This is a genomic window from Streptomyces sp. NPDC040410, assembly GCF_055595715.1.
The window spans coordinates 176,676-202,202 of record NZ_JBVIVK010000006.1; the positions used below are offsets into that span (position 1 = coordinate 176,676).

Sequence of the window (25,527 nt, forward strand, 5' to 3'; positions counted from 1 at the left end):
CCAGTTGGCGCGGCACGTAGCTGGGGGAGCGATGCACACCGGAAAGCAGCTGTCCACGTCGATCGATGCCACCGTGCCGACGGCCGCGCGGATGTACGACCACTACCTGGGCGGCAAGGACAACTACGCGGCCGACCGGGCGGCGTGCGAGGAACTCGACAAGGTCGTCCCGAGCACCCGGCGTCTGGCGGTCAACAACCGGCGCTTCCTGCAGCGGGTGGTGAAGACGCTGACGGCCGAGTACGGAATCCGCCAGTTCCTCGACCACGGCTCCGGCCTGCCCACCCAGAACAACGTGCACCAGGTCGCCCAGCGGATCGACCCCGCCTCGCAGGTGGTCTACGTCGACAACGACCCGATGGTGCTGGTGCACGGCCGGGCGCTGCTCGAGCAGGACGAGCGCACCGCCGTCATCCAGGCGGACATGCGGGACACGGAGGCCATCTTCTCGCATCCGGAGACCCGGCGCCTGATCGACTTCTCGCAGCCCGTCGCCGTGCTCTTCAACTCGGTGATGCACTGCATCCCTGACAGCGAGACGGACGGTCCCCTCGCCCTGGCCCGCCGCGTGGCCGACCGGCTGGTCCCCGGCAGCTTCATGGTGATGTGCCAACTGGTCAGCGAGGATCCCGAAGTCCGGGACTTCGTCACCGACTTCATGGACCGGGCGACCCAGGGCCACTGGGGCCGCGTGCGTGAGGAGAAGGACGTCGCCGAGCTGTTCGAGGGCCTGGAGATCCTCGAACCGGGCCTAGTGGAGGTGTCAACCTGGCGCCCGGACTCCGAGGTGGCACCCCGTCAGCTCACCCACGAGTGGATCGAGTTCGGCGGCGTGGGCCGCGTCCCCAGGCCCTGTCACCGGGTCGCGTAGCGCCCCTCCGTCGTCTCGCGCAGCAGCTCCAGCGACTCGCGGGGAGTGAGGGCCTCGTCGGCGAGGCGGTCCAGGGCCACCCGGTACTCCTCGGTCTCGTCGCGGTCCTCCAGGAAGTTGGCGCTCCGGATGTGTTCCAGATAGACGACATCGGGCAGGTCGACGCCGCCGAACCGCAGATACGTGATGGGGATGGCCGGTGCCGACGCGTTGGTCACGTCCAGTGGCACGACCTGCACGGTCACATGGGGCTGCTGGGCCATGTCGACGAGATGCGCGAGCTGCTCCCGCATGACCTGACGGCTGCCCAGGACGCGCAACAGGACGGATTCGTCAATGATCGCCCACAGCTGCGGAGCATCCGCCCGGTGCAGCAACTGCGCACGCCGGGTCCGGAGTTCGACCCGTCGCCGGACCTCGGCCGCCGGCGCCGTGGGCAGCCCGCGCTGCACCACCGCTTCGGTGTAGGCCGGGGTCTGCAACAGGCCGGGGACGTACTGGATCTCGAAGGTACGGATCGCTGCGGCTGCCTCCTGCAGTCCGACCAGCCGGTCGAACCACTCCGGCATCAGCCGCTTGTCGTAGCGCTGCCACCAGCCCGGCTCTCCGGCGCGCTGCAGGAGTTTGACGAGTACCGAGGCCTCGTAGTCGTCGGTGCCGTACAGCCGCAGCAGGGCGCGGACGTCGCCCTCCGCCGGTGGCCGGCGGCCCTTGCCCGACTCGATGCGGGACAGCTTCGCCGCACTGAACCCGAGGGACCGGGCCGCCTGGTCCTGGGCGTACCCGGCATCCTCGCGGAAGCCCGCCAGCTGCACACCGACCAGCATCTTCAACAGGGTCGGTGCCGGCTCGGGGCGCTCCAGATACGGTTCCAGGCGGGAGATGCGATGCGACTCGGCAGACATCCTGACTCCCAGCTGACTGGCACAGAGGTCACTCACACTATCGCACCCCGCTGGGTCCCACCGCATCAACCTTACGAATATGGGGAGTTGGCCTCCGCTTCGGCCGAGGCGGCCGGACCACGGCCGTCACAGCAGATGGTCGAACTCGCCCTCCTTCGCGCCGGCGAGGAACGCCGCGACCTCCGCCGGCGTGTAGACGAGAGCGGGACCGTCGGGATCGCGGGAGTTGCGCAGGGCTATGCCGCCGCCGGTCAGAGCGGCCACTTCGACACAGTTCCCCTCGGCGTTGCTGTGCCGGCTCTTCATCCAGCGGGCGTCCAGCGAACTTGCCCGCACCCCGTTCTGCACTGGTGGCACCGCAGTCTCCTTGCCTTTCACGTTCCCCGCCGGGCGCTGCGCCCGGCTGACCGGGAGGGAGGCAGGGCGGGTTCCCCGAACTCTCCTGCCCCACACGTCCGGCACGCAATTTCTCGTGCAATTGCACGCGGGCGCCTTCAGCGTGGATAATAGCCGCGGCGTCAACCCCAGTGACTGGCGCCCTGTCTTGACGTCGCATCAGGGAGATGACGTGTCATCACCTGCGCACCACACGCTCAGGCCGCTGGGCCGGACTGTGTCTGGGGCAGGTGCAGCGGCCTTGACCGATGGGCTCCAGCCAGTGCTGCCCCGGCCGGCCCTGCCGGACGACGGGAATCCGACGACAGGGCCTGGCGGCACCGCTCCCGTCGCAGCCCTGCGGATCGGTTGCAGCCGCGAGGCATTCGCCCGGGCCCGCGCCTTCACCTATGACACGCTGCACTGCTGGTCGCTCGACCACCGCAGCGACGACGCCATCCTCGTGATCACCGAACTCGCGGCCAACGCCGTGGCGCACGGGGTGCCCCAGGCCCCGCCGGGCGGTGCGGACGTGTGGCTGCGGCTGTCCCTCGACCCCGCTCACCTGATGCTCGCCGCCTCCGACCCCGGCGACAGTCCGCCCATGTGCCCGCCCGGCGACCGCTTCGCCCTGCTGGAGCACGGCCGCGGTCAGTGCATCGTCGACGCCCCGGCCGAGGAGTGGGGCTGGACCCCTACTCGCCCGGCGGGCAAGACCGTGTGGGCCAGGCTGTCGACCATCCCTCCTTCCTGACATGTCCGCCGCGGAAAGGCCCCATGCCATGCGCACCGCTCCGACGCACCAGCCGAGCACCGAGCGCACCGACGACACCGTGCCGCAGAAGGGGGTCACGAGGACCACACCCCTCATGGCCCTGGACCGGGTGCCGTGGTGTGAGATCCAGGACTCCACCGGCTGCGCGGCGGCCATCCCCCTCCTGCTCGGCAGCGTCGCCTGCGGCGACCCCGACACCGCCCGGGCGGCCCTCGGCGATCTGCGGAAACGCATCTGCCAGTACGGCTTCGTCGTGGAGCAGGCCACGGCGGCCACGGTGCCCTTCCTGTGGGAACTCGCGCAGCTTCCCCAGGTGACCTGCCGCGCCGAGGTCATCCAGCTGCTCAAGAGCATCGCCGATGCCCGGCAGTGGGAGAGCACGGCCGCCGTCTACCCCAAACTCCTCAACCGCCGCGAAAACCCGGTCGTGTGGGAGCGTGCGGCACGGAAGGCGGTCCACGACCGGCGCGGGGCCCTGCGGCGGCTGATGGACGAGGAGGACACCGAGATCGCGCGGGCCACGTCGGAACTCGCCCACGCGCTGGGCGCGTAAGGAGGCGGCGTCCGGCGCGGGAAGGCCCGCCGTGCTCAGCCTCGCGGCCGTCCCGCGTGCGGCAGAGCGCCGCGTGGCGTCTGCATTGCGCCAAACGTGTATCGCCGGGCGCTGGTTGCGAATGGTTCGGCACCACTCGGGCATAGGGAGCGAAAACTCGAGAGAGGGGCGCTTCGTGCTCGTTCCGGACCCGAAGGTCGTCAGGGAACTCCTGACGCGGTACGCATCGCTGCGGATCGCTCAGGCGCAGCGGGAGAACGTGGCGGCGGCACGTGAACTGGAGGACGTCACCTACACGCTGTGCGTAACCATGGGGACCACGGGTGTCCACGACGCGGTGGCCGCGGCGGACGCCGTACTGCTCGCCGCGGGACGCTCAGCAGCCACCGCGGCCGACCCGGACGGGAAGAACGACCTGATGGCAGTGTGACCACCTGTGGGCGGCCGCCCCGTCAGCCGCCCACAGGCATTCCAGGGCCGTCAAGTCCCACGCGGAATTCGCACCCCGGTGTGTCGCGGCCCCTACACTTGACGGTCGTGCCCATACGCATGGGCCACGACGGAAAGGCGCGTCCCCGGGTGTTCCAGGATTCCCCCATTTACGACCGACTCGTCGCGGAGCGCGGCGACGTCCCCGCTCAGGTTCGCAGGGAGGCCGAGCGCGTCAGCAGGGAACTTGAGTACGTCATGCGACCGCTGCAGTCCCTCGGCCCCGCTCCCGCCCCCGAACGGCAGGCGTCCCCGGGCGCGGGATGGCAGCGCGCCGCCCTGCCGCCGGCGTCGGGTCAGCGGCCGTACTGACCGCCTCAGGAAACCTTCGAGTTCCTGCCGTTGACGCGTTCCGGCTGTTCCGGGCCGGGACACGCAAGCCACTCGGCGATGCCGCGTGCGATCGGCTGACCGGTCTCCACCTCGACGAACCCGAACTGTCCCGACTGGTTGCACTCGAGGAACCACCAGGTGCCGTCGGCGTCCTCGGCGAAGTCGAAGGCGCCGTAAGCCAGTTCGGCCCCACGGATGTATCTGAGGACGGCCTCGGCGACCCGATGCGGAACGTCCGCGGGGAGCCAGGGCGTGGCGGCCGAGGCGAACCGGACGTCGACCTCGTCGGGGTCGGCGCCCGCAGGGGTCGCCTTGCGCGCGGCCAGCAGGCGCTCGCCCACGACGGTGAGACGGATGTCGGCCCGCTTGGCGACCCGCCGCTGCAGCAGGGTGGGGCCGAACGCGACGGCGGAGAAGTCCGTGTCCGGGGCGACCCGGCTGGTCGGCACGGCCCTCGGGGGGTCCTGCGGATGGGCGCCGGAGACCGGCTTGACCACCAGGTCCGGGTAGCGGGCCGCGAACTCCCGCGCGGCCTGCGGGAAGGTCGTGATCAGTGTGGCCGGTACGGGCAGGCCGCAGCGCTGGGCGAGACGGAGCTGCCAGGGCTTGTGACGGGCCCGGCGTGCCGCGTCGGGGTGGTTCATCCAGCGGGCCTGCGAGCCACGGAGCATGCCGTAGAGCGCCTGTGAGGCCTCCTCGGTCAGCCAGGCGGAGGGCTCGGCCGCCCGGCCGGCCGCGGGTCCCGGCCTGCGTACCCAGACGGACCGCAGTCCGCCGATGCTCACCAGGCGTCCCGCGGCGGAGAGATGGCCACGGAAGGCGCCGTGCACATACTCGCCGGACAGGGCGACCCCACCGGTCAGGTCGGCCGGATCGAGCCGGACCACCGGGACGCCGGAGGCGTTGAGGTGCACCACCACCATGTCGGCGGTCACGTCCTCTTCGCAGGTCAGAATCAACACGGTCATCGTGGTCGGTCCCGCGTTCAGTCGTCGAAGTGAGTCTTGGAGCCCGCGGTCGAGGTCGTGGTCGCCAGCTCTCTCAGCAGGGCGTGGTCGCAGGCGGCCACTCTCCCGTCGAGGAGCACGTTCAACTGCCGTCCGGAGTCGTAGACATACGGAACTATGGACTCCAACTCCGCTGCCGGACGTGCATAGCTGAGCGCGAACGGTTGCATCGTCTCTCCCTCGCCGGTACTGCTTCGATCAGGCGGCGGTCCCCCCTGAGACCCCCGTCCGTCCGCCGACTCCTTCGGCTTCCAAAGACTTATACGGATCGAACGGGTGATTGGTTTCCTTACTTTCCGTAGTCAAGGTCGGTCTGGTGCCCCGTTGTCCCGTCCCTCGGCCGAGCCGCGCACGGTGCGCAGGGCGAGAAGGAGGACGGCGATGTCGTCCAGATACACCGGATCCGGCAGCACGTCGGTCGGCAGCAAGAAGTAGAGGAGGGCGCCCCAGAAGACCCAGCGCGGCCCCGTCGGAAGTCCGGCGCGCCGCAGCCCGCGCCGGGCCCGCAACAGCCGCAGGAACACCCCGACCGCGACGGCGAGCGCGAGTGCCGCGAGGACCCCGATGACGATCAGAACTGTGACCGAGTCCACAGCGGCCCTCCCTCATGCCGGTGCGCCGCGCGGTGGGCGCTACTAGTCGAATTCCCGCTCACGACACCGGCAGGCATGCGGACCCGTGGATCACCCGAGTGGGGCAGGAGCAGAGGGCGCAGAGCGGACTGTTCCTACGCGCCCCTGCCCGCCGCCGGTCCACCTGTGCGCCGAGCCCGGCGCTTTTCGGCCCCCCTGCTCGTCAGGGGCGGGGAGGCTCCCGACGGGCGCCCTTGAGTCGTTCGAAGGTCCGGGTGAGCTGCTGGAGCGGGGAGCCGGACTGGGGAGGAACGGGGCGGCCGGCCTTCTCCGCGTCGGGGGAGGACTCGCGGTAGGCGGCCAGTGCCTCGTTGGCCCGCTCCGCCGCCTCCCGGTACAGGTCACGGGACTTCGTCATCGCCTCCAGCGCTTCGGCGTACATGGCGACGAGTTCGCGCTCGCGGTCCAGCTCCTCCTTGAGGGTCAGCAGGTGACACTGCTCCCGGAGTGCCGTGACGGCCTCGTCGCCGCCGTCCGGCAGGGGCCTCGGCGAAGCGGCGTAGCGGGTTACCGTGTCGATGAGTTCGACCGGTTCCGAGCCGTCCAGGAAGACACTGCGGACGCAGAAGTCGTGATCGTCGGAGCCGGCCGGAAGGGGGATGGTGGGCAGGACCACTGCCCCGCCGCGCGGTACCTGCACGCCCAGGTCGCGCAGGGCCCAGTTGACGACCCGGAACTGGTGCGGCGCCGCACGGTGCTCCACCACGCGGTGGCGCAGGCTCGGGGGCAGGAGCCCGGACAACGGCCTGCGACCCCGCTGGTCGGTGGTCATCGCTTCATGGACGACGACGTGGATGCCCCAGCTGCCGCGCGCGGCGCTCTTGAGCAGGCGCCGTACCGCCTTGTCGTCCTCGGGGAGGAGGTTGAGGTCCCCGAAGCGCAGGCCGGTGACGGGCTCGTGGTCCCAGGCCGCCGCATCCGGTGTCTCGGGCCAGAACATCGTGGCCGGCGAGGGCCAGCGGACGTCCCACGCACGCTCCGCCTCCGCCGCGAGCACCCAGTCCCGACCGCCGCCCGAACCGGGTGCGAGGGTCAGCCGGGCGCGCACCGTCACCCCTTCCGGAACCAGCCAGCGCGCTTCGAAGACCCGCTCTCCGGCGGCGTCCTCCGCGGCGGGTTCGAGGAAGTCGTGGATGAATTCCCCGTCCTTGAGCTGCTGCAGACGGTGCCGGAGAACGTCTTCGGCGCCGGGCCCGGCATGGCGGCCGCGTGCCAGCCAGACAGTCAGGGGAATCGTGGCGCGGGCGGAGGGGGAACTTGGCATGAGTCCATCGGTGAGCAGGGGCGCGTGTGAGTGCCAGTATCGTCGCCGGGCCCGGCGGGAGATCAACCGGGGTGGGGCATACGGCGACGCTGATCGTCGGCGAGAGCGGTCAGTTGGGGGGGGAGAGGCGCAACGGCCGACCCTACCCTGGGACGCGCGCTTCGACGGACGCCACGCCGACCGCCTCGCGAAGGACGGATCCCACTCCGGTGACCGCTGCGCACGGGAGACGGGCACCGCGCTCGGGGTGTGCGCGATCCACTCCAGCCGGCCGCCGTTCACGCGTACCGCGGCTACGGCCCGCCCGCAACAATGGCCCCTCGAACAGGGCCCGCCCACCATCCGCGTCGGGGCGGGTCCTGTTCGGCGGAGACCCGCTCGGCGCGCCGCGGTACCGTCCGCCCGGTGAACCGCACATCGCCGAAGTCACCGCGTACGGCGGCGGCTACGGAACCGTTCTGGACGGCTGACGGGTGACGGGTCCGGGGCACGAAGCCGCGGACCCGCCGCCAGCGGTCGCCAGGCGCCTTACGCGCCGCTCTCCCTGAGCATGTCCTCACGCTCGACGATCTTCACGCGCTCGCGCCCCTGAGGCTCGCCCAGGGCCTTCTCGGCCGAGTCCAGGCGGTACCAGCCGTCCCAGGTGGTGAACCGGACGTTCCGCTCGGCCAGGAACGCGTCCACGGCCTCGAGCTCGGGCGACGCGGGCGTCTGCAGGCGGCCGCTCGCGTAGTCGTCCAGCAGGTTGGCCACCGTCTCGTTGGCGTCGCCCTTGGTGTGGCCGATCAGGCCCACCGGACCACGCCGGATCCAGCCGGTGACGTACATGGACCGCAGGTGCTCGCCGGACTCCTGGATGACCCGGCCGCCCTCGTCGGGGACCGTGCCCGAGTCGATGTCCCAGGGCAGCTTGGGGAGTTTGTCGGACAGGTAGCCGACGGCGCGGTAGACCGCGGTGACGTCCCAGTCCTTGAAGGTGCCGGTGCCCTTGACGTTGCCGGTGCCGTCGAGCTCGGTGCGCTCTGTGCGCAGACCGACGACCTTGCCGTCCTCGCCGAGGATCTCGGACGGCGACTCGAAGAAGTGCAGGAACAGTTTGTGCGGGCGGTCGCCGACGTCGCGGATGGCCCAGTTCTCCAGGGTCTTGGCGACCATGTCGGCCTGCTTGTTGCCGCGCCGGGTCTCGATCGAGCCCTCGTCGTAGTCGATGTCCTCGGGGTCGACGATCACTTCGATGTTGGGGGAGTGGTCCAGCTCGCGGAGCTCCATCGGGCTGAACTTCGCCTGCGCCGGGCCCCGGCGGCCGAAAACGTGTACCTCCAGGGCCTTGTTGGCCTTGAGACCCTCGTACACGTTCGGCGGGATCTCCGTCGGCAGCAGCTCGTCGGCCGTCTTCGCCAGGACGCGCGCCACGTCCAGCGCGACGTTGCCGACGCCCAGGACCGCGACCTTCTCGGCCTCCAGCGGCCAGGTGCGCGGAACGTCGGGGTGCCCGTCGTACCAGGAGACGAAGTCGGCCGCGCCGTAGGAGCCGTCGAGGTCGATGCCGGGTATGTGCAGCGCACGGTCGGCCGTCGCGCCCGTCGAGAAGATCACGGCGTCGTAGAACGCGCGCAGGTCGTCCAGGCTGATGTCGGTCGGATAGTCGACGTTGCCGAAGAGGCGGATCTGCGGCTTGTCGAGCACCTGGTGCAGGGCCGTGATGATGCCCTTGATGCGGGGGTGGTCGGGGGCGACGCCGTACCGGATCAGCCCGAACGGGGCCGGCATGCGCTCGAAGAGGTCGATGGACACACCGGGTTCGGCGGCCACGTCGGACTTGAGCAGGGCGTCGGCGGCGTAGATCCCGGCGGGGCCGGCTCCGACGATGGCTACCCGCAGGGGGCGGGGCATGATCAGGTTCCCTTCGAGCGGTGACAGGCGACTCGTCGGAAGCCTAAGCTAAGGCAAGCCTAAGCTGGTACGCGGGTCCAGTCTATGAGCTCATAAGCCGCCTTTATGAGCGAGTGTTGGTTTCTTTCACACGCGGGCCCGCCGGACGGAACTCGTTCGACGGCATCGGGCAACAGCAGACGACCATGCCTGCGACGTCGAGGAAAATCAATGACCTGAGAGGCGACCGGTGACCGTCAGGGCAGTGACTGTGCGGCCCAGATGACCTTGCCCTCGGGCGTGTAGCGGGTGCCCCAGCGTTCGGTGAGCTGTGCGACGAGGAACAGGCCGCGTCCGCCCTCGTCCGTCATGGCCGCGTAGCGCAGGTGCGGCGAGGTGCTGCTGCTGTCGAAGACCTCGCAGATCAGGTTGCGGTCCACGAGCACCCGCACATGGACGGATTCGCCGCCGTACCGGATCGCGTTGGTGACGAGCTCGCTCAGGATCAGCTCGGTCGTGAACGTCAGCTCCTCCAGCCCCCACTCGGCCAACCTCCTGGTGACCAGGGCGCGTACCTCTCCGACGGCCACCGGGTCGGACGGTACCTCCAACTCGACGATCCGGTCCGCGGGAAGGGCCCGGGTGCGTGCCACGATCAGGGCGACGTCGTCGCTCGGCCGGGCCGGGAGCCGGGAGTCGAGGACAGCCCGGCAGGTGTCCTCGGGCGACTGCCCGGCCCGTTCCAGGGCGTCGCGCAGCATGTCGAGCCCGACGTCGATGTCCCGCTCCCGGTCCTCCACGAGGCCGTCCGTGTACAGCACGAGCCGGCTGCCCTCCGCCAGTTCGAGGTCGGCCGTCTCGAACGGCAGGCCGCCGAGCCCCAGCGGGGGACCGGCCGGCACGTCGGGGAACGCCACGCTGCCGTCGGGGTGGATCAGGGCGGGCGGCGGGTGCCCGGCGCGGGCGATCGTGCACAGCCGCGAGACCGGGTCGTAGATGGCGTAGAGACAGGTCGCGCCGGTGACGGGGGCGCTGCCGCCGTCCACGGTCTCGTCCTGGTCGAGGCGGGCGACCAACTCGTCGAGCAAGGAGAGCAGTTCGTCGGGCGGCAGGTCCAGGGCGGAGAAATTGTGCACCGCCGTACGCAGCCGGCCCATGGTGGCCGCGGCGTGCAGCCCGTGGCCGACGACGTCACCCACCACGAGGGCGACCCGGGCACCGGACAGCGGCAGCACGTCGAACCAGTCGCCGCCCACACCCTCCTGGGCCGGCAGATAGCGGTACGCGATCTCCAGGGCGTCCTGCTCGGGCAGGCTGCGGGGCAGCAGACTTCGCTGCAGAGTCACCGCCATGCTGTGCTCACGCGTGTAGCGGCGTGCGTTGTCGATGGAGACCGCGGCCCGGGCGACGAGTTCCTCGGCGAGGGCCCGTTCCTCCGCGTCGAAGGGCTCGGGTTTCTCGGAGCGCCAGAAGCTGACCACGCCCAGCACCAGGTTCCCCGCGCGCAGCGGCACCGTGATCAGTGAGTGGATGCCGTAGTCCACGACCTGCGCGGAGCGCCCGAGATCCTGTGCGCGCCAGCCTGGGGCGTCACTCAGACGGGGTTCGACCACGGCCTGGCCGGTTGCGAGGCTGCGGGCCTGCGGGGAGGTGCCGACGAACACGATCCGCTCGCCCACGGCATACAGGGGGGAGTCCTTGCGGATCCCGCTCATCGCCGTACGGTGCATGCTGCCGGACGCTTCGGGCTGCCCGCCGCCCATCACGGCGTCGAACAGGTCCACGGTGGCGAAGTCCGCGAACCGGGGTACCGCCAGTTCGGCCAGTTCCTCGGCGGTGCGGGTCACGTCCAGGCTGGTGCCGATGCCCACGCCGGCGTCGTAGAGCATGTCGAGGCGTTCCCGCGCTTCCTCGGCGCGGCCGGACAGGGCCCGCAGCTCCGTCGAGTCGCGCAGGGTGGCCACGGTTCCGGGCGGGCCGCCCTGGCTGTCGGTGGTCCGCTGGTTGACCGCCAACAGCCGGTCCTTGACCAGGTGCACCTCGTCGGTGGCGACCCGGCCGGAGGCGAGCAGGGCGGTGATGTCCGGGGCGAGATCGAGGTCGAGGACTTTGCGCCCCTCGGCGTCGTCGGGCAGGCCGAGGAGGCGGTGCGCCTCGTCGTTGGCGAGCAGCAGCCGCCCCTCGCCGCCGACGATGAGCACTGCCTCGCGGACGGCGTGCAGTACGGCGTCGTGGTGCTCGTACATACGGGTCATCTCGTGCGGGCCCAGGCCGTGCGTCTGGCGCAGCAGCCGCCTGCTCACCAGCGCTGTTCCCGCCGTGGCCAGCCCGAGGGCCGCGGCCGCGGCGAGCAGCACGAGCGGCAGCTGCCGGTTCGCGGCGACGCCCACGTTCTTCAGGGTGACGCCGGCCGACACGGCGCCCACCACTGAACCGTCCGGTGCCTTGATGGGCACTGTGGCCTGCACCAGCGGGCCGATGGTCCCCGTGATCTGCTCGGTCACGGTCTTCCCGGCCAGCACGGGGGCGAGGCTTCCGACGAATTTCTTGCCGATGCGGTCCGGCTTGGGGTGGGTGTAGCGGATCCCGTCGGTGTTCATGACGACGATGAAGTCCACCTTCGTCGCCTTGCGGGCCGATTCGGCCCGTGGCTGCAGCACCGCCGTGGGGTCGGGGCCCGCCAGCGCCTCGCGGGTGCCGGGCGCGTTGGCGATCGCCTGGGCCACGGCGACCGAACGGTTGCGGGCCTCCTGTGTGCTGTCGTGGCGCACCTGCAGCACCAGCGCCACCACCGCGGCCACGACCAGCAGCAGCACGATCACCACTTGCAGGACGAACACCTGTCCGGCGACGCTGCGGCCGCCCAGTTTCGAGCCCATCGCTGTGGCGGCGGCGCGCGCCGACCGGTGCGGGTCCCGACCGGACTGACCGCCCGGTATGTCCGTCGCCTGCCGCTCACGCGCACCGCTGGGATGCTCGGGGGTGCGCCGAAAGCGCGTGGCGCCGGGGCGACGCGTCGACCGGGCCGCGGATCGACCCACAAGTCGGACCATGTGCCTATGTCTAACACTGCCGGGCACCGAGAGGCGAGGGGTGTCACACGGTGTGGCGGGGCGAGCTGTCCCGGACAGTTGCTTCGGCCGCCGTCCTGCGTCCCGCCCGGCGTCCTTCGGTGGCGGGCCCTTGCGCGCCGGGTTCATCCGCCGGGCGGCTCCGAGCCGGTGCGCCTGGTGGCGAGCAGGAGCGCGATGTCGTCGGGGCGGTCGGCGGCGTGCCGGGCCGTCGCGGTGAGCCGGTCCGCCACGCCCGCGAGGGAGCGGCCGCCCGGGCGTGCGGCCGGGCCGCCGACCCTGGCCAGGGCGACGCGCAGGGCGGCGATGCCGTCGTCGATGTCGACGCCGGGCCGTTCGACGAGCCCGTCCGTGTAGAGCGCAAGGACCGCGCCGGGTTCCATCTCCAGCTCCGTCACCGGGTAGCGGGCCTGCGCGTCGACACCGAGCACGACTCCGCCGGGCAGATCGAGGACGTGGGTGCGGCCGTCCGGGCAGCGCAGCAGCGGCGGCGGGTGCCCGGCCCGGGCCGCGCGGGCGAGGCCGGTGGCCGGGTCCAGGCGGATGTAGCAGCAGCTCGCGAACAGTCCGGTGTCGAGGTCCATGAGGAGGTGGTTGGTGCTGGTCATCACCTCGTCTGGCGGCCGGTCCCCGAGCGCGAACGCCCGTACCGCGGTGCGCAGTTGGCCCATGGTGGCGGCCGCCTGCACACCGTGGCCCTGAACGTCGCCGATGACCAGCGCAAGCCCGTCCCCCGACTCGATGACGTCGTACCAGTCCCCTCCCACGTCCATGCCCTCGGTGCCGGGCAGATAGCGGCCTGCGGTCTCCACGCCCGGGTGCGCCGGCAGCCGCCGCGGGAGCAGGGCCTGCTGCAGGCCGCGGGCGAGCGCGGTCTCGGTCTCGTAGCGCCGCGCCTTCTCCATGGCGTGGGCGATGAGCCCGGTCAGGGCGGTGAGCACGGTGCGTTCCTCGGTGCTGAAGCTGCGGGGGCGGTCGAAACCGAGGATGCAGGACCCGACGGGGCGGCCGGAGGCGATCAGGGGCAGGAACGCGCGGGCGCCCTCCGTGGCGTCCAGGGCGATGCCCGGGTACGCGGCGGCCAGTTGCTCCATCGATTCGAAGAAGAGCGGACGGCCATTGGTGAGCGTCTCCACGCCCGGCAGGCGCTCGTCGAGTCCCACGCCGTCGAACGGGGCGAGGAACCCTTGGGGGAAGCCCGTTTCCCACGCCAGGTACAGATGCCGTTCCTGCAACAGGTAGATGGCGAGCCGACGGCCGCCGAACGCCGGCAGCAGCTCGCGCACCACGACGGCGGACACCTGGCGCGCGGTGACGGCCTCCGTCAGCGCGATGGCCAGGACGATGGGCCGGTACAGGGGACCCGGCGAAGTGACGCCGTCGTCGGACGGCTCGGCGTCCTCGACCTCACCGCTCGCGGGCACGGGATCGGCGGGGGCGTGCGCCATACGGCTCACCGGGCGGACCGTGCAGGTCAGGACGTCGGGGCCGGGATGGACGGACAAGGCCAGCCACTCGCCCCCGAACGGGGGCGCGGGCTCCGGGCCCTGGAACGCGGGCCGTCGCACGTCGAAGTGCACCGGGTCGGGCGACAGCAGCGCCCCGCGCAGATGGTCCTCGGCTTCGGAACGTGTCAGCCACGGTACGGCCTCCCACAGGGCCTGGCCGAGCAGCTCGGCCCGCGGCCTGTTCAGCAGCTGGGCGGCGCGCGGGTTGGCGTAGACGATCAGTCCCAGCCGGTCCAGGGACAGCACGCCGTCCGGCAGCAGGTCGGCCGCCGCGTCAGCCGCCGGGCCGGGCCCCGGGTCCAGGACGAAGCCCCGCACCGGGCGCGCCGCGACCGGTCCGGCGGGCTGCGTCACGGCCGTGTCGTACGAGCCCCACAGGTCCAGCAACAGTGCCCGGCCGTCCGCGGCACGAAGGTACAGGGGCAGCAGCGGCGGTGTGCCGGCTGCCGACTCCCGCAGCGCGGTCAGCACCCGGTGCGCCTCGGTGGGGGTAACCGCCTCCGCGAACCCGCGCGCCGACCCCGTGAGGGCATCCGGCTTCACGCGCAGCAGGGCGGGCAGGTGCTCGTCCACGGTCATGGCGGCCGTCGCCGGATCCCAGGTGAAACGTCCGATGCGCCCCGTCTCCCGGCGTTTGGCAGGAGGCCGGAGGCACAGGGGCTCGCCGTCCCACGCGACCGCCGGCCCCTCGGACTCCTCCAGGCTCCGCAGGGCCCCACCCAGGTCCTCGGCGAGCCGTGCCAAGCGGTCACGCTCGGGCAGCAGCTCGGTGGCGTCCGACACCGCGGGTCGCAGCACGGTCAGCACGCCGTAGGCGGTCGGCCCGGCCGCGACCGGCGAGTACAGGGACCCGAACTGGAAGGGCAGTCCGGCCGCGAACTGCGGGTAGCGCCGCATCGTCTCCGTGGCGTTCGGGAGGACCACCGCGACTCCGAGCCGATGGGCGTCGGCCACGGGGAACGGACGGTCGGCGTGCAGCCGCCACCAGGGCCGGAACAGCGGGCCCGGCAGGCCCTCCAGCACGGCCAGGCGCAGCAGCCCGGGCGTGCGCGAGCGCAGGTAGAGCCCTCCCGTGTGGCCGCCGGCCGCGCTGACCGCCTGTGTCGTGGCGTCGATCAGCAGCTCCGCCAGCCGCCCGGGCGTCGGGTGCCGGTCCTCGGCGCTCCCAGTCATCGGCCCTACCTCGTCCGTGCGCCGTCAAGCGGGCGACACAGCAAGAATGCGCCACGACGGCCCCCGAGCGCACCTGGGAAGGCAGGGACTCCGGCGTTTCCCGGCCGCCTGGGCTGTCGGCCGGGGCACGCACCGCCTCGTCCTGATGTGGCCGAAGCCACGTCGGCGGCCCGGCCCGGGAGATGTTCCTCCGGACGTCCGGAAGCTACGGTTTTATCCACTCTCCCTGTTCCCTCGCCCGTGGATTCGGACGGCCCGGCAGTGCTCGCAGATCTCTCCCCGCTCATCGCGGCCACCACCCGGTGGCTGACGCGTGCCTATCCGTCGGGCGGCGGTGCGCTGGATTCCGCCCTGTGCGAGGCGCAGGCGCGACAGGCCGTGACGGTCGCCGCGTGGTTGCGCTACCCGACGCCCACGGACGCCGCGCTGGTCGGGATCGCGGGCCCCGGCGGATCGGCCCGGCTCGACTGGATCACGGGCGCCGACGGGACGGCCGCCGACGGGACCGGGGACGCGGACGAGTACGCCTGGCGTACCTGGGTGGACGAGGTCGTGGCGAGCTGGGCGGCCTGCCTCCTCGCCGACCCGGAACTGGCGGGCCTGGCGGCGGCAGCGGTCGCCGACGGCAGTCACACGGCCGGTGCACCGGCCGGGTTCCGGCGCCTGGTCACGCCCGACGAGCGCGACCGGCGGGCGACGGCGCTGCTGCGCCACCCCGACCTCGTCGCGCCCGTGGCGCGGCTGCACCGCTCGCCGCTCCTCGACCGGCTGGGGCAGGGAGAAGCGCTCATCGTCTGACCGCGCGCCCGCCCCGCTCGGCCGCGGGCCCGGTGCGGCCCGCCGCCGGCGTCAGCCGTGCTTGCCCCGGCCCGTCAGGGCGTCGCGCAGCCGGTCGACCAGTCCGGTGCCCGGTGCCAGCAGCTTGTTCGCCGGCGGTGTGTCCGGTGCGGAGGGGTGCGGCCGGGTCGGCGCCATCCTCTTGGCCATCCGGACCTTGTCGCCCAGCTTGTCGAGCGCGTCGGGCGAGCTGGCCACACGCAGTTGGGGGAAGAGGTTCTCCTCCTCGTCGGCGATGTGGGCGCGGACCTCGCTCATCAGCATCGCGACGAGCCGGTCGAAGTCGGGGTCGTCCGCGTCGCAGCCCTCCAGATCCTTCATGAGCTGCTCGGCCTTGGCGTGGTCCTCGATCTCCCTGTCCGCCATGGTGTTGCCGTTCGCCAGGTGTTCCCGCACCGCCGGGTAGAGGTACTCCTCCTCCGCCACGGAGTGCCGGATCAGCTCCATCGTGGCCTGGTCGGCGTACATCTTGCGGTCCTTGTCACCGGGCGGCAGTGCCTCGATCCGGCCGAAGAGCTCCTCGACCTCCCGGTGATCGGTCATCAGCTCGTCGATGACGTTTCCACCATGTCCCATGCTCCGCACACCTCCAGCCAGGGGCTCCGGGCCGGAGCCGCCACGACCCCCGGGTGCCCCGGCCGCCGGTGGGCTAACTCGGTCGCGCCGCTGGTCCGGGACCGGAGGGGACCGGGCTCGGGTGCAGCTGGTAGACGTTGAAGGCGCGCCGGATGACCGGCTGCGCCACGTTGCGCACCCGGACGCCGCCGGCCGTCATGCCGTGCTCGGTGCCCATGTGGGCGTGACCGTGGACGGCGAGCTCGGCACCGGCCGTGTCGATCGCCTCGGCGAGCAGGTAGCTGCCGAGGAACGGGTAGATCTCCGGCGGCTCGCCGGCGAGCGTGTCGGCCACGGGGGAGAAGTGCGTGAGGGCGACCCGCACGTCGCAGCCCTGCCGCTCCAGCTCCTCCAGCGCGCCCCGCAGGCTGTCCGCGCAGCGCCGCGTGTAGCGGACGAACTCCTTCATCAGCGGCTCGCCGAACTCCCCGGCGCTGCGTCCCACGAACCCTCCGCCGAAGCCCTTGGTTCCGGCGACGCCGACACGCGTTCCGCCGCACTCCACAACGGTCCCCTCACCCTCGAGAACCCGTACGTCCGCGTCCTGGAGGATCGCGGTCACCTCGGCGGGCTGCTCGTCGTGGTGGTCGTGGTTGCCGAGGACCGCCACGACCGGCACCGGAAGCCCGCGCACCTCACTGGCCACCACCCGCGCCTCCTCCGGGGTGCCGTGCCGGGTGAGGTCACCTGCCAGCAGCAACAGGTCGGCACAGTCGCCCAGGGTGTCGAACGCGGGCCGCAGCAGACCCTGGCTGTCGGCTCCCATGTGGATGTCCCCCACGGCGGCGACGCGGATCACGGCAGGTCCTCCGCGTGGTCGGGGGAGGCGGTCTCCGCCACCACGAGGTCGCTGTGCAGGGCGAGCCCGGCCAGTTCCTCCCGGGCTGTGCTCAGCAGGGTGTCACGACAGCGAGCGGAGGGCACCGTGCCGGTGATCGCGACGGCTGAGGCCCGCACCTCGATCCGTACGCCCAGTTCACCGAGTTCCTCCGCCGCGAGGCGGTCCCGTAGATGGGCGACGCGGTACTCGATGTTCCCGGCGTCGCCGGTGTCGCCGCCGTGTTCCGCGACGCGGCCGCTCATGGCTGCTCCTCCCTCTGCGGAATGACCTTCAGCCGTTCCAGGAAGTAGAAGAACGCGTCGGGCATCGGGGCGTCTCCGCAGGCGGTGCGGACCTCGTCCCAGTCGATCTTCTCGCGCAGGATACGGGCGATCGGGAGCACCGCCCCGAAGTCGCAGTGGTGCTCGGAGAAGGCGGCCAGCAGACTGTGCATGAGGTCGGTGGGCGACAGGACCGGCATGACGACGGAGTCGACCGACAACTCCTGCGCTCTTGTCAGCAGTTCGGTCGTGACGGGTCCGTGCGACAGTTCGTGGATGATGTCGACCTGCTGGCCGAGGCAGCTGGCCTTCAGCAGCCAGTCCTCCGGGGGCGTGTAGACCGGCAGGCCCGCTTCGCGCAGCGTCTCGGCGACGGCTTCCGAGTCCTCGGGCCTGACGCAGAAGTCGACGTCGTGCTGGAGGTTCTGGGTACCGCCGTGGGCGTACACGGCGACGCTGCCCGCGAGGGCGAACGTGTGCCCCTGCCGCTTCAGGATCGAGCCGACCTGTTTGGCGGCCTGCAGGATCGCCTGGTTGCGGTCGAGCGGCAGTTCCTCCCCGGGTACGTCGTTCTGCGGGACCGGTCCGGGCTCTCCCGTCGCCGGGCGCAGCTCGGCGACCCCGGCGCGCTCGTCGAGAGCGTCTTCGTCGGCGTGCCGCGCCATCGTGCCCCCTTTCCGGGCAGGGAATCCCGGGTACCCCGCGCGATCGACTCCGACACGATCCCCGGCGCGCCCGGCCGGCGTTCCGGGGGCTCACCCGTCCTGGTCGGACAGGTCGGCCTGCCCGATGGTTTCGCTCGCCGCGGACTGCCCAGGGGCAGGGGGAGTGCTCACCTTGGCGACCGCGGCGGACAGCTGCCTCTGTACGGGCTCCGGCAGCGGAGCACCCTTTATGGCGTTCACCAGATCCTGAGCCAGGTGGTGCAGTTTGGTGTTCGTGTTCTGGGAGGCCATGACGAGCGTGGTCAGGGCGTCGTCGGGACCGAGACCGAAGGTTGCCATGAGGATGCCGCGGGCCAGGTCTATCGTCGGCCGGGTCTGCATCGCCCGCCGCAGCTGCACCACTTCGACGCGCAGGTCCTCCTCCGTCGCGCCGTGCTGTGCCGGAGCGTGGTCGGCGCCCGGACCGGCAGGAACCTCGCCCGCGTCGTCGATGTCCGCGGCGGTGAACAGGGGCCGGGTGTCGGTCAGCGCGAGCACCCGCTCGACGGTGGGCCCGGCGGTTCGGATCGTGACCGTCTTGGACTGTGCCAGGGCCTGATGCCGGACGCTCAGGAGGACGTTGAGAGCGGAGCAGTCGCAGAACGTGACTTTGTCCATGTCCAGATCGATGCCCCCGGCCGAACGGGTCAGCGCGGACCGCAGGGCGTGTCGCAGCCGCTGATCGGCTCCGAGGTCGAGTTCGCCGCAGACGGTGACGATCACCCGGTCGCCGTCTGCGCAGGTGTCGATCGTCGGCTGGGCATGCGTGGCGGACCCGTCCCCACTCTCGGACGGTGCAGAGTACGCCGGCTCCGGCATGGCCGCCTCTCCCACGAGTGCTGGTCCCCTTGCCCTTCCAAGCTCGCTCACACGCACCGAACACGTCAACAGATACATGAAATAAATTTCGGCCTTTTGTATACGTGAACTACTCGCCGTATGATTCGGCTATGGATGGAGCGCCTGAGTCGCACACAGGATGGACGTTCATCACCAATCACGCACGCGTACTGGCCGTCATCGCCGACAACCAGAGCGCCCGCATCCGGGACATCGCCGCGCACTGCCGGCTCACGGAGCGCGCCGTTCAGAAGATCATTTCCGACCTGGAACAGGACGGCTACCTGTCCCACACCCGGGAAGGACGCAGCAACACCTACCGGATCGAACAGGGAAAGGTCCTGCGTCACCCCGCCGAGGCCGGACTCTCCGTGGCCGCCCTGCTGTCCCTGCTCGTCAAGGACGAGGCGCACCGCGCCACACGGCCTCCGCAGCGGCACTGAAACCCCTTCGGACGGTTCCGCGGGGGTCGGTCAGTCCCACAGCGGATAGGTCACCACGGGTGCGAATCCCTCCGGGTGGCCGTCGGCGTAGGTGAGGCTGATCCGGGTGTAGTGCTGCAGCCGGGGGTGTTTCTTCCAGGGCTTCGGGTGGTCGAGGCGCACGCCGACCCGGTAGGCGTGGAACCTGCCCGCCGCGCAGTACGGCTTGCAGTCGTTCACCAGGTTGACGCCTTTGGCCGTCGCCGAGTTCGGGTCCCACTTCGTCCACCGCAGGGAGACGAGCCTGCTGTTGCCGTCACCGCAGGCGAGCATGAAGTGGGCGGGCCGGACTTCCGGATGCCAGAAGCAGTCCACCAGTACCGGCGTCGTGGGCTGGTGTCTGACGGCAGGCGCGGCCGGCGGAGCGGCGGAAGCCGTCGTGACGGCTGCTCCGAGCAGTGCGGTGGAGCAGAGGGCGACCGCTGTCCTCAGCGTGTTCCTGCGCATGTCCCCTCCTGGCCGCCTGTCCGAGAGCCCACGGCCCGGCGCCCGCAGTGGTCTCGGTACAGACGCTACGACCGCGACAGGGGATGCACCACTCGAACGGAGCAGGCGCGCCGGCCTAGACGAGGTGGGCGAAGACCACCAGGTTCTCCGTGTAGTCCTTGACGGTGCGGTCGTAGGCACCCGCACAGGTGATGAGCCGGACCTGCGCCTGCGGGGTGTCGCCGTAGACCCGCTCGCTGGGGAAGTTGTCCTTGTTGAACGTCTCGACGCTGTCGACGACGAAGGACGCCTTGCGCCGGTCGGCGCGTACGACGGAGAAGACATCCCCCTTCTTCAGATAGCGGAGTCCGACGAATACGGCCGCGGACGTCTTCGTGTCGACGTGCCCGGCGATGATCGCTGTGCCCGCCTCGCCGGGAGAGGCTCCGGCGGCGTGCCAGCCGACGAGGTTGGTGTCAGCGGCGGGCGGGGGTTCGAGCTGACCCGTGGGGCCGATGGCGAGGTCGGTGAAAGGAGCGTCGACCGAGATCTTCGGGATGAGCAGCCGTACCGGTCTCGATCGCGGCAGGTGCTTTCCCGCCGGAGCAGCCGCGGGTGGGGCCGCCGGGGCGGCCTGCGCGGCGACCGGCGGCAGGGGGGAGCTGTCGGACGGTGTTTCCCTGCCGCCGAGCAGGCTCACCGCCAGGACCAGGAGGGCTACGGCGCACAGCACCATCAGGCTGGTGCGGGGTCCCTGTTCGGTGGGCGCCGGTTCGGTGCTCGTGGGGGCGGATGGATGAACTGCCATCGACATCACCTCTTCTGGGGCACAGCGGTACCTCTTCTGGGGCACAGCGGTAGACGGGACGGGGTGGCGGAACGCGAACCGGGCCGCCACACAGCGCGCGGGGGCGGCCCGGCTGCTATCGCGTCCGGCATGGGTCAGGCCACACTTCCGGCTGCCTTGTTGCGGCGCATGGCGTACATGCCGGTGGCGGCGACCGCCAGGACGGCGAGCCCGCCCGCGGTCATGTCCGGTGCGGCGAGCGCGCCCCCGCCGGTGTGCATACCGCCGTGCGGCTTCCTGTGTTCACCCTTCTTGTAGGTCTCGGGGTCGTACTTCGGGTCCTTCGCGGTGGCCCAGTCGTCGCCGCCGACCGCGGTCAGCGCACCGCCGCCGGTGTGCACACCGCCGTGTGGCTTGCCGTGGCCGTCCTTGTCGTGCTCCTTCTCCTGGCTGTAGGAGGAGTCCTCGTGGCTCCAGTCACCCCCGGCCGCGTAGGCGCCGGGTGAGGCGATCGCGATGACGGCCGAAGCCGCAGCGACCGAGAGAAACGTGCGGGCAGAACGCATCTGACAGTCCTTCCGCCACGGCCGGGCAGCTGTCGCTTCGTCAGCTGATGTGACCCGGCCCTGACGTGATCGACCGTCAGACAGTTCTTGCGATCCCACCACTCAAGGCGCCCACTCGGGGGAATGCCGAGCGGTCGGCTGGCGACCGCGGCACTGGTTTGGCGTCATGTACTCCACGCGGGTCCCGTGGCATGTGGACGCCTCGCGCACGGCCGTGTACCGGGCGCTGGTGGACGCCGACGCGATCGCGAAATGGCGGGTGCCGGACGGGATGAGCAGCAAGTGCACGCGTTCGACGCCCGCGAAGGCGGAGTGTTCCGCGTCTCGCTGACCTGTGACGTGCCGACCGGTACCGGCAAGTCGCACCCGCACACCGACACGTACCACGGTCACTTCGTGCAGCCCGTGCCGGACGAGCTGGTGGTCGAGGTGCACCTGGTTTTCGACGCGGCCTCGAAACCCGGCGGGGCGGGCGTTCAGCTCGCGGCAGGTTCCGCTTCGCCAGTTCGTACGCCGGGAGCCTCGCCTCGTGTTCCGCGGTGTCCATCCCGCCCAGGTGCAGGACGACCGGACCGTCCGCGGTGGTGACGGCGAGGGCGCGCTCCTTCTTGTTCTCCTCCAGAATCTCGCTCGTGTAGAGGTACTCCACCTCGACACCGGCGAGGTCGCCCGACGTGAAGGCGCGGTACTTCTCCTTGCTCGCGCCTGTCAGCGGCGGAGCGCCTTGCGCAGTCCGGGCTTCGACGCGCGGGCCCACGCCTCCGGCACCTGCCGCTCGCGCTCGCGGGCCACGGCTTGTTCCTGGCCGTACAAAAGGCCCCAGGTGAAGCCGGGCTCACCCGTCGAGTGTGCGGCCAGCGCCAGCTTCCGCAAGGCGCCCCGGGCCACGACGCTGTCCTGGTGGTCGCCGAGGACCTTCTGTACGGCCTTGACGCGTTTGCCGAGACGCTTCGCGGGTTTGCCGAGCGAGGCACGTGCCGGTTCCGTGGCGTAGCGGACCTTCTTGGCGGACTTGCGGGCCTGATGGAGTGCCGTGTCGCGCTCCGTCCCGGGGGGCAGCTCCAGCGCGTGTGCCGCCCGGCCGGCCAGCCGGTCGAACTCCTTGAGAATCGCCTTGATCATCACCTTCTCCGGCTTGCCGGCGGCCTTGCGACGCAGCGGGGGCCGCGCTGTCAGCGTGGCCAGCGAGTCCAGAAGCATGAGGTGGCGGCGCGAGTTGAGCGCGTCGAGAGTGCGCTGACGCGCCTCCGAGCTGTTGGTGACGTGCCACACCTGAAGTCGGGCGGTCACGGGGCCGAGGACCAGTTCCCGCGGCAGCGCCCCGATGCGTGCGCCGAGCCGTTCCTGGAGGACCTCGTGGTCGCGTTCTGCGCCGAGTTCGCCGCCCAGCCACTTGAGCTCCGCGCGGACCGGATCGGTGGCCTTGCGATCCAGCACGGACCGGTAGGAACGCAGGATGCTGCGCAGCCGGCGGCACGCGACACGCATCTTGTGCACCGAGTCGGGCAGATCACGGCGTACCGCCGGGTCGAGGGCCACAAGGGCGTGCACCTGCTCCGCCACGTACTTCAGGACCTCTTCGCCGGCCGAGCCCGGCACCACGCTCTGGGCACGCCTGTCGGGCAGGCGGGGCGCTGCGATCCCGGTCTCGTCCAAAGCCCGGGCCAGTTTGGACGCGTGGCTCGCTCGGTCGATGCCGTGCTTGCGCAGCGTCTTGTCCACGATGTCCAGAAGCGAGGGGTCGGTGTCCTCGGCGACTTCCACCTCCATCTCGGTCCAGGAGGCCACTGTGTCCCCGCCGAGCAGGGAGGTGGCGCGGACCGCGTCGATGCTCAGCTCGGCGAGGACGGTGCCCTCGGTGTCGACGAGCTGCCGGGTGCGGCGGGTCGAGCGGATACGGACGACCGGTCGCAGTTCCGCACCGCGGGTGCGGGAGAGGGCCAGGTCACGCAGTGTGTCCGGAACCCCGTCGCTCAGCGGGGCCTGCACCTCGTCCCGGCTGTCCCCCGACACGGGCAGCTTGAGGTGCCAGCCGGCATCGGCCCCGCCCGTCCTTCGCCGCAGTGCGGCCGACGTGCCGGCGAGGCGCAGGTCGTCCGTGTCGTAGTACACGGCGTCCAGTTCCCCGGTGTCCCGTTCCACGACGGACTCGATGCCGTCCACGCCGCTGAGGTCGGGCAGCCACGCGGTGCCGTCGGCGGAAGGGGCTTCGTACTTTCGCTCTGTCTCTCGCTTCGACTGGGCCATATCCTGCGCGTACACGCCTGGGCCCGGATCAAACGCTCGCGGGACAGGTCCTACCCGGCGTCGTCGCGCAGCGCCCTGTGGATCTCGCTCAGCGCGCTGGTCAGCCGTCCGTAGTCGTCCTTGGCCACAGGCTTGACGAAGTACTCCTCGACGACGTGGGCGTGGACGTCCGCTGCCCGCAGGAACACCCGGCGGCCCTCGCCGGTCGGTTCCACCAGGGCCACTCTGCGGTCCTCGGGCGACGGCACGCGGCGCACCAGACCGCCCTCCTCCATGCGGTCGATCAGACGCGTGGTGCCGCTGCTGGTGAGCGTGAGGTCGTCGGCCAGATGCCGCTGGGAGACCTCCTCACCTGGTTGACGGCACAGGCGGATGAGCACCTCCAGCATCGTGTGGCTGATCCCGCACTCCCGGCGCAGCGCACTGTCGATCCGCTGTTCCAGGAGGGTGGCGGACTTGATCAGCAGCCCGAAGTCGCGCACGAGCGGGCTGTTGGCGGCGCTGGCGGCGGCTTCGTCGCCCCGCCGGGTCGTGTCGTCCACCTGTTCTGGCCCTCCGGGTCCGGTCTGTGTGGCCCCCGACGGGCCACCACCTGTCCTGCGACTCTACTGCCAGATCACCTACTGACGTCTCAATCGCTGAGCAATCAATTGCTGACTAGTCAACTAAATCCTATGGTGGGTCCAGTCACCAACCGCGGCGCCACCAGAGGAGAGGGGTAGCAGTGGATCTGCAGCACTGGCTCGGCCGGGCCACCCACGCGATACAGGACTGGGCCGACGCCTTCGGCCCCTACCAGCCGCACCCGTCCGTCCTGGTCGACGACGACCGCTTCGGCGCGGCCTTCGAGGAGTTCACCGGGAGGCTCAAGCACAACTACCCGTTCTTCCACCCGCACTACGCGGGACAGATGCTCAAGCCCCCGCACCCCGCCGCCGTGGTCGGTTACCTCACCGCCATGCTGATCAACCCGAACAACCACGCCCTGGACGGCGGACCCGCCACCGCCCGAATGGAACGCGAGGCCGTCGCGCAGCTCGCCGCGATGTTCGGCTTCGACACCCACCTCGGCCATCTCACCACCAGCGGCACGATCGCCAACCTCGAAGCCCTCTTCGTCGCCCGGGAGCTCCACCCGGGCCAGGGCGTCGCGTACAGCGAGGACGCCCACTACACCCACGGCCGCATGTGCGGTGTCCTCGGCATGAAGGGCCATCCCGTACGCACCGACGGCCAGGGCCGGATCGACCTCGACGCACTGGAAGACCTGCTGCGCACCGGCGAGGTCGGAACGGTCGTCCTCACCACCGGCACCACCGGACTGGGCGCCGTCGACCCCGTCGACCGGGCCCTGCCCCTCGCCGGGCGCTACGGCGTCCGCATCCACGTCGACGCCGCCTACGGCGGCTTCTTCACCCTGCTCGCCGGCGCCGACGCCCCCGAAGGACTCCCGCCCGAGCCCTGGCGCGCGATCGCGCAGTGCGACTCGATCGTCGTAGACCCGCACAAGCACGGGCTCCAGCCATACGGCTGCGGCGCCGTACTCTTCCGCGACCCCGAGGCGGGCCGCTTCTACCTCCACGACTCGCCGTACACCTACTTCACCTCCGCCGAGCTCCACCTCGGGGAGATCAGCCTCGAGTGCTCACGCGCCGGCGCCTCCGCCGCCGCACTGTGGCTCACCTTCCAGCTCCTCCCGCCCACCCCCGACGGGCTCGGCCGGGTGCTGGGAGCCGGCCGACGAGCCGCGCTGAAGTGGGCGGACCTGATCACCGCGGCCGACTTCCTGGAGCTCTACCAGCAGCCCGAGCTGGACATCGTCAGCTACTTCCCCGCGGCCGAACCCGCCACCCTGACCGGGATCGACACCGCGTCCGCCCGCATCCTCGCGGACGGCATGACCAGCCCCGACCCGGTGTTCCTGAGCACCCTCAAAGCGGGCCGGACGGCGTTCACCGCACGCCACCCCAAGATCACCGCGGACGCCGAGGGAGCCCGGATCCTGCGCAGCGTCCTCATGAAACCGGAGTCCGAGCACCACGTCGAACACCTTCACACCCGGGTGGAACAGCTCGCCCGGGACCGGTGACCCCG

General features: G+C 71.1%; 27 protein-coding genes and 2 pseudogenes. 9 read left to right on the forward strand and 20 right to left on the reverse strand.

Features of this window, described 5'->3' with window-relative positions; translation table 11 throughout:
- Positions 1-31 precede the first annotated feature (31 nt).
- A complete protein-coding gene (locus ACZ562_RS15170) occupies positions 32-871 on the forward strand; it encodes an SAM-dependent methyltransferase (protein WP_471178281.1) in 840 nt (279 codons plus the stop codon).
- Here ACZ562_RS15170 and ACZ562_RS15175 read toward each other — a convergent pair.
- On the reverse strand, positions 856-1,776 hold the full coding sequence (locus ACZ562_RS15175) for a helix-turn-helix domain-containing protein (protein WP_471178284.1): 921 nt from the start codon (positions 1,774-1,776) through the stop codon (positions 856-858). The genes ACZ562_RS15170 and ACZ562_RS15175 overlap by 16 nt on opposite strands.
- A gap of 126 nt (positions 1,777-1,902) precedes the next feature.
- The gene (locus ACZ562_RS15180) at positions 1,903-2,133 is read right to left on the reverse strand and encodes a DUF397 domain-containing protein (protein ID WP_471178286.1); all 231 of its coding nucleotides are present in this window, start codon (positions 2,131-2,133) and stop codon (positions 1,903-1,905) included.
- A 280-nt stretch (positions 2,134-2,413) separates the two neighbouring features.
- On the opposite strand from ACZ562_RS15180, the gene ACZ562_RS15185 reads away from it, so the two are divergent.
- From ACZ562_RS15185 to ACZ562_RS15200, 4 genes are all read left to right on the forward strand, one after another.
- On the forward strand, positions 2,414-2,905 hold the full coding sequence (locus ACZ562_RS15185; RefSeq protein ID WP_471178288.1) for an ATP-binding protein: 492 nt from the start codon (positions 2,414-2,416) through the stop codon (positions 2,903-2,905).
- Positions 2,906-2,933: 28 nt separating this feature from the next.
- On the forward strand, positions 2,934-3,479 hold the full coding sequence (locus ACZ562_RS15190; protein ID WP_471178291.1) for a hypothetical protein: 546 nt from the start codon (positions 2,934-2,936) through the stop codon (positions 3,477-3,479).
- Between the two features lie 175 nt (positions 3,480-3,654).
- Complete coding sequence (locus ACZ562_RS15195; protein ID WP_471178294.1) at positions 3,655-3,909, forward strand: DUF5133 domain-containing protein; 255 nt, start codon at positions 3,655-3,657, stop codon at positions 3,907-3,909.
- Between the two features lie 149 nt (positions 3,910-4,058).
- Positions 4,059-4,280, forward strand: a complete 222-nt coding sequence (locus tag ACZ562_RS15200) for a hypothetical protein (RefSeq protein ID WP_471178826.1) — start codon at positions 4,059-4,061, stop codon at positions 4,278-4,280.
- Between the two features lie 5 nt (positions 4,281-4,285).
- Here ACZ562_RS15200 and tgmB read toward each other — a convergent pair whose 3' ends face one another.
- The 7 genes from tgmB to ACZ562_RS15235 form a co-directional block, all read right to left on the reverse strand.
- Positions 4,286-5,269, reverse strand: a complete 984-nt coding sequence (gene tgmB / locus ACZ562_RS15205; RefSeq protein ID WP_471178296.1) for an ATP-grasp ribosomal peptide maturase — start codon at positions 5,267-5,269, stop codon at positions 4,286-4,288.
- Positions 5,270-5,286: 17 nt separating this feature from the next.
- Positions 5,287-5,478, reverse strand: coding sequence for a putative ATP-grasp-modified RiPP (gene tgmA / locus ACZ562_RS15210; protein ID WP_471178298.1), 192 nt, complete (start codon positions 5,476-5,478; stop codon positions 5,287-5,289).
- Between the two features lie 132 nt (positions 5,479-5,610).
- Positions 5,611-5,901 (reverse strand): YkvA family protein, encoded by a 291-nt coding sequence (locus ACZ562_RS15215; RefSeq protein ID WP_471178301.1) that lies wholly within the window; start codon positions 5,899-5,901, stop codon positions 5,611-5,613.
- A gap of 202 nt (positions 5,902-6,103) precedes the next feature.
- On the reverse strand, positions 6,104-7,204 hold the full coding sequence (locus tag ACZ562_RS15220) for a hypothetical protein (RefSeq protein ID WP_471178303.1): 1,101 nt from the start codon (positions 7,202-7,204) through the stop codon (positions 6,104-6,106).
- A gap of 528 nt (positions 7,205-7,732) precedes the next feature.
- Positions 7,733-9,097: an FAD-dependent oxidoreductase gene (locus tag ACZ562_RS15225; protein ID WP_471178306.1), complete on the reverse strand. Its 1,365-nt coding sequence runs from the start codon at positions 9,095-9,097 to the stop codon at positions 7,733-7,735.
- A gap of 236 nt (positions 9,098-9,333) precedes the next feature.
- Positions 9,334-11,955, reverse strand: a complete 2,622-nt coding sequence (locus ACZ562_RS15230) for a SpoIIE family protein phosphatase (protein WP_471178309.1) — start codon at positions 11,953-11,955, stop codon at positions 9,334-9,336.
- A gap of 317 nt (positions 11,956-12,272) precedes the next feature.
- Positions 12,273-14,828, reverse strand: coding sequence for a SpoIIE family protein phosphatase (locus tag ACZ562_RS15235; RefSeq protein WP_471178311.1), 2,556 nt, complete (start codon positions 14,826-14,828; stop codon positions 12,273-12,275).
- 261 nt (positions 14,829-15,089) lie between these two features.
- Between ACZ562_RS15235 and ACZ562_RS15240 the strand changes: the two genes are divergently transcribed.
- A complete protein-coding gene (locus ACZ562_RS15240) occupies positions 15,090-15,626 on the forward strand; it encodes a hypothetical protein (protein WP_471178314.1) in 537 nt (178 codons plus the stop codon).
- Between the two features lie 51 nt (positions 15,627-15,677).
- Here the strand turns inward: ACZ562_RS15240 and ACZ562_RS15245 are convergent, their stop codons facing one another.
- From ACZ562_RS15245 to ACZ562_RS15265, 5 genes are all read right to left on the reverse strand, one after another.
- On the reverse strand, positions 15,678-16,241 hold the full coding sequence (locus ACZ562_RS15245; RefSeq protein ID WP_471178317.1) for a hemerythrin domain-containing protein: 564 nt from the start codon (positions 16,239-16,241) through the stop codon (positions 15,678-15,680).
- Positions 16,242-16,314: 73 nt separating this feature from the next.
- Positions 16,315-17,079: a metallophosphoesterase family protein gene (locus tag ACZ562_RS15250; protein ID WP_471178320.1), complete on the reverse strand. Its 765-nt coding sequence runs from the start codon at positions 17,077-17,079 to the stop codon at positions 16,315-16,317.
- The gene (locus tag ACZ562_RS15255) at positions 17,076-17,363 is read right to left on the reverse strand and encodes a hypothetical protein (protein ID WP_471178322.1); all 288 of its coding nucleotides are present in this window, start codon (positions 17,361-17,363) and stop codon (positions 17,076-17,078) included. Before ACZ562_RS15255 ends, ACZ562_RS15250 begins: the two co-directional genes overlap by 4 nt.
- Complete coding sequence (locus tag ACZ562_RS15260) at positions 17,360-18,046, reverse strand: nucleotidyltransferase family protein (protein ID WP_471178325.1); 687 nt, start codon at positions 18,044-18,046, stop codon at positions 17,360-17,362. The genes ACZ562_RS15255 and ACZ562_RS15260 overlap by 4 nt, the downstream gene beginning before the upstream one ends.
- A 90-nt stretch (positions 18,047-18,136) precedes the next feature.
- Positions 18,137-18,904: an ANTAR domain-containing protein gene (locus tag ACZ562_RS15265; protein WP_471178328.1), complete on the reverse strand. Its 768-nt coding sequence runs from the start codon at positions 18,902-18,904 to the stop codon at positions 18,137-18,139.
- A gap of 131 nt (positions 18,905-19,035) precedes the next feature.
- On the opposite strand from ACZ562_RS15265, the gene ACZ562_RS15270 reads away from it, so the two are divergent.
- Complete coding sequence (locus ACZ562_RS15270; protein ID WP_471178330.1) at positions 19,036-19,368, forward strand: helix-turn-helix transcriptional regulator; 333 nt, start codon at positions 19,036-19,038, stop codon at positions 19,366-19,368.
- A gap of 30 nt (positions 19,369-19,398) precedes the next feature.
- Here ACZ562_RS15270 and ACZ562_RS15275 read toward each other — a convergent pair whose 3' ends face one another.
- The 3 genes from ACZ562_RS15275 to ACZ562_RS15285 all read right to left on the reverse strand — a co-directional run bounded on the left by ACZ562_RS15275 (position 19,399) and on the right by ACZ562_RS15285 (position 21,186).
- A complete protein-coding gene (locus ACZ562_RS15275) occupies positions 19,399-19,854 on the reverse strand; it encodes a hypothetical protein (RefSeq protein ID WP_471178333.1) in 456 nt (151 codons plus the stop codon).
- A 115-nt stretch (positions 19,855-19,969) separates the two neighbouring features.
- A complete protein-coding gene (locus ACZ562_RS15280; RefSeq protein WP_471178335.1) occupies positions 19,970-20,641 on the reverse strand; it encodes a class F sortase in 672 nt (223 codons plus the stop codon).
- A gap of 134 nt (positions 20,642-20,775) precedes the next feature.
- Positions 20,776-21,186, reverse strand: a complete 411-nt coding sequence (locus tag ACZ562_RS15285) for a hypothetical protein (RefSeq protein ID WP_471178338.1) — start codon at positions 21,184-21,186, stop codon at positions 20,776-20,778.
- A 166-nt stretch (positions 21,187-21,352) separates the two neighbouring features.
- Here ACZ562_RS15285 and ACZ562_RS15290 point away from each other — a divergent pair.
- Positions 21,353-21,618 (forward strand): annotated as a pseudogene (locus tag ACZ562_RS15290) (SRPBCC domain-containing protein); the annotation flags it as partial.
- 67 nt (positions 21,619-21,685) lie between these two features.
- Here ACZ562_RS15290 and ACZ562_RS15295 read toward each other — a convergent pair.
- The 3 genes and pseudogenes from ACZ562_RS15295 to ACZ562_RS15305 all read right to left on the reverse strand — a co-directional run.
- Positions 21,686-21,943 (reverse strand): annotated as a pseudogene (locus ACZ562_RS15295) (lipoprotein); the annotation flags it as partial.
- Entirely contained in the window at positions 21,895-23,433 is a 1,539-nt protein-coding gene (locus ACZ562_RS15300; RefSeq protein ID WP_471178341.1) for a CYTH and CHAD domain-containing protein, read from the reverse strand. The pseudogene ACZ562_RS15295 and the gene ACZ562_RS15300, both read right to left, overlap by 49 nt.
- Positions 23,434-23,483: 50 nt before the next feature.
- On the reverse strand, positions 23,484-23,975 hold the full coding sequence (locus ACZ562_RS15305; protein WP_471178344.1) for a MarR family winged helix-turn-helix transcriptional regulator: 492 nt from the start codon (positions 23,973-23,975) through the stop codon (positions 23,484-23,486).
- A 182-nt stretch (positions 23,976-24,157) separates the two neighbouring features.
- On the opposite strand from ACZ562_RS15305, the gene ACZ562_RS15310 reads away from it, so the two are divergent.
- Positions 24,158-25,522, forward strand: a complete 1,365-nt coding sequence (locus ACZ562_RS15310) for a pyridoxal phosphate-dependent decarboxylase family protein (RefSeq protein ID WP_471178347.1) — start codon at positions 24,158-24,160, stop codon at positions 25,520-25,522.
- Positions 25,523-25,527 lie beyond the last annotated feature (5 nt).

Bases quoted from the DNA above. Each gene is read 5' to 3' on its own strand.
- ACZ562_RS15170 (WP_471178281.1), top strand. From the start codon at position 32: ATGCACACCGGAAAGCAGCTGTCCACGTCGATCGATGCCACCGTGCCG.
- ACZ562_RS15175 (WP_471178284.1), bottom strand. From the start codon at position 1,776: ATGTCTGCCGAGTCGCATCGCATCTCCCGCCTGGAACCGTATCTGGAG.
- ACZ562_RS15190 (WP_471178291.1), top strand. From the start codon at position 2,934: ATGCGCACCGCTCCGACGCACCAGCCGAGCACCGAGCGCACCGACGAC.
- tgmB (WP_471178296.1), bottom strand. From the start codon at position 5,269: ATGACCGTGTTGATTCTGACCTGCGAAGAGGACGTGACCGCCGACATG.
- tgmA (WP_471178298.1), bottom strand. From the start codon at position 5,478: ATGCAACCGTTCGCGCTCAGCTATGCACGTCCGGCAGCGGAGTTGGAG.
- ACZ562_RS15220 (WP_471178303.1), bottom strand. From the start codon at position 7,204: ATGCCAAGTTCCCCCTCCGCCCGCGCCACGATTCCCCTGACTGTCTGG.
- ACZ562_RS15225 (WP_471178306.1), bottom strand. From the start codon at position 9,097: ATGCCCCGCCCCCTGCGGGTAGCCATCGTCGGAGCCGGCCCCGCCGGG.
- ACZ562_RS15230 (WP_471178309.1), bottom strand. From the start codon at position 11,955: ATGGGCTCGAAACTGGGCGGCCGCAGCGTCGCCGGACAGGTGTTCGTC.
- ACZ562_RS15235 (WP_471178311.1), bottom strand. From the start codon at position 14,828: ATGACTGGGAGCGCCGAGGACCGGCACCCGACGCCCGGGCGGCTGGCG.
- ACZ562_RS15245 (WP_471178317.1), bottom strand. From the start codon at position 16,241: ATGGGACATGGTGGAAACGTCATCGACGAGCTGATGACCGATCACCGG.
- ACZ562_RS15255 (WP_471178322.1), bottom strand. From the start codon at position 17,363: ATGAGCGGCCGCGTCGCGGAACACGGCGGCGACACCGGCGACGCCGGG.
- ACZ562_RS15260 (WP_471178325.1), bottom strand. From the start codon at position 18,046: ATGGCGCGGCACGCCGACGAAGACGCTCTCGACGAGCGCGCCGGGGTC.
- ACZ562_RS15265 (WP_471178328.1), bottom strand. From the start codon at position 18,904: ATGCCGGAGCCGGCGTACTCTGCACCGTCCGAGAGTGGGGACGGGTCC.
- ACZ562_RS15270 (WP_471178330.1), top strand. From the start codon at position 19,036: ATGGATGGAGCGCCTGAGTCGCACACAGGATGGACGTTCATCACCAAT.
- ACZ562_RS15275 (WP_471178333.1), bottom strand. From the start codon at position 19,854: ATGCGCAGGAACACGCTGAGGACAGCGGTCGCCCTCTGCTCCACCGCA.
- ACZ562_RS15280 (WP_471178335.1), bottom strand. From the start codon at position 20,641: ATGGCAGTTCATCCATCCGCCCCCACGAGCACCGAACCGGCGCCCACC.
- ACZ562_RS15285 (WP_471178338.1), bottom strand. From the start codon at position 21,186: ATGCGTTCTGCCCGCACGTTTCTCTCGGTCGCTGCGGCTTCGGCCGTC.
- ACZ562_RS15300 (WP_471178341.1), bottom strand. From the start codon at position 23,433: ATGGCCCAGTCGAAGCGAGAGACAGAGCGAAAGTACGAAGCCCCTTCC.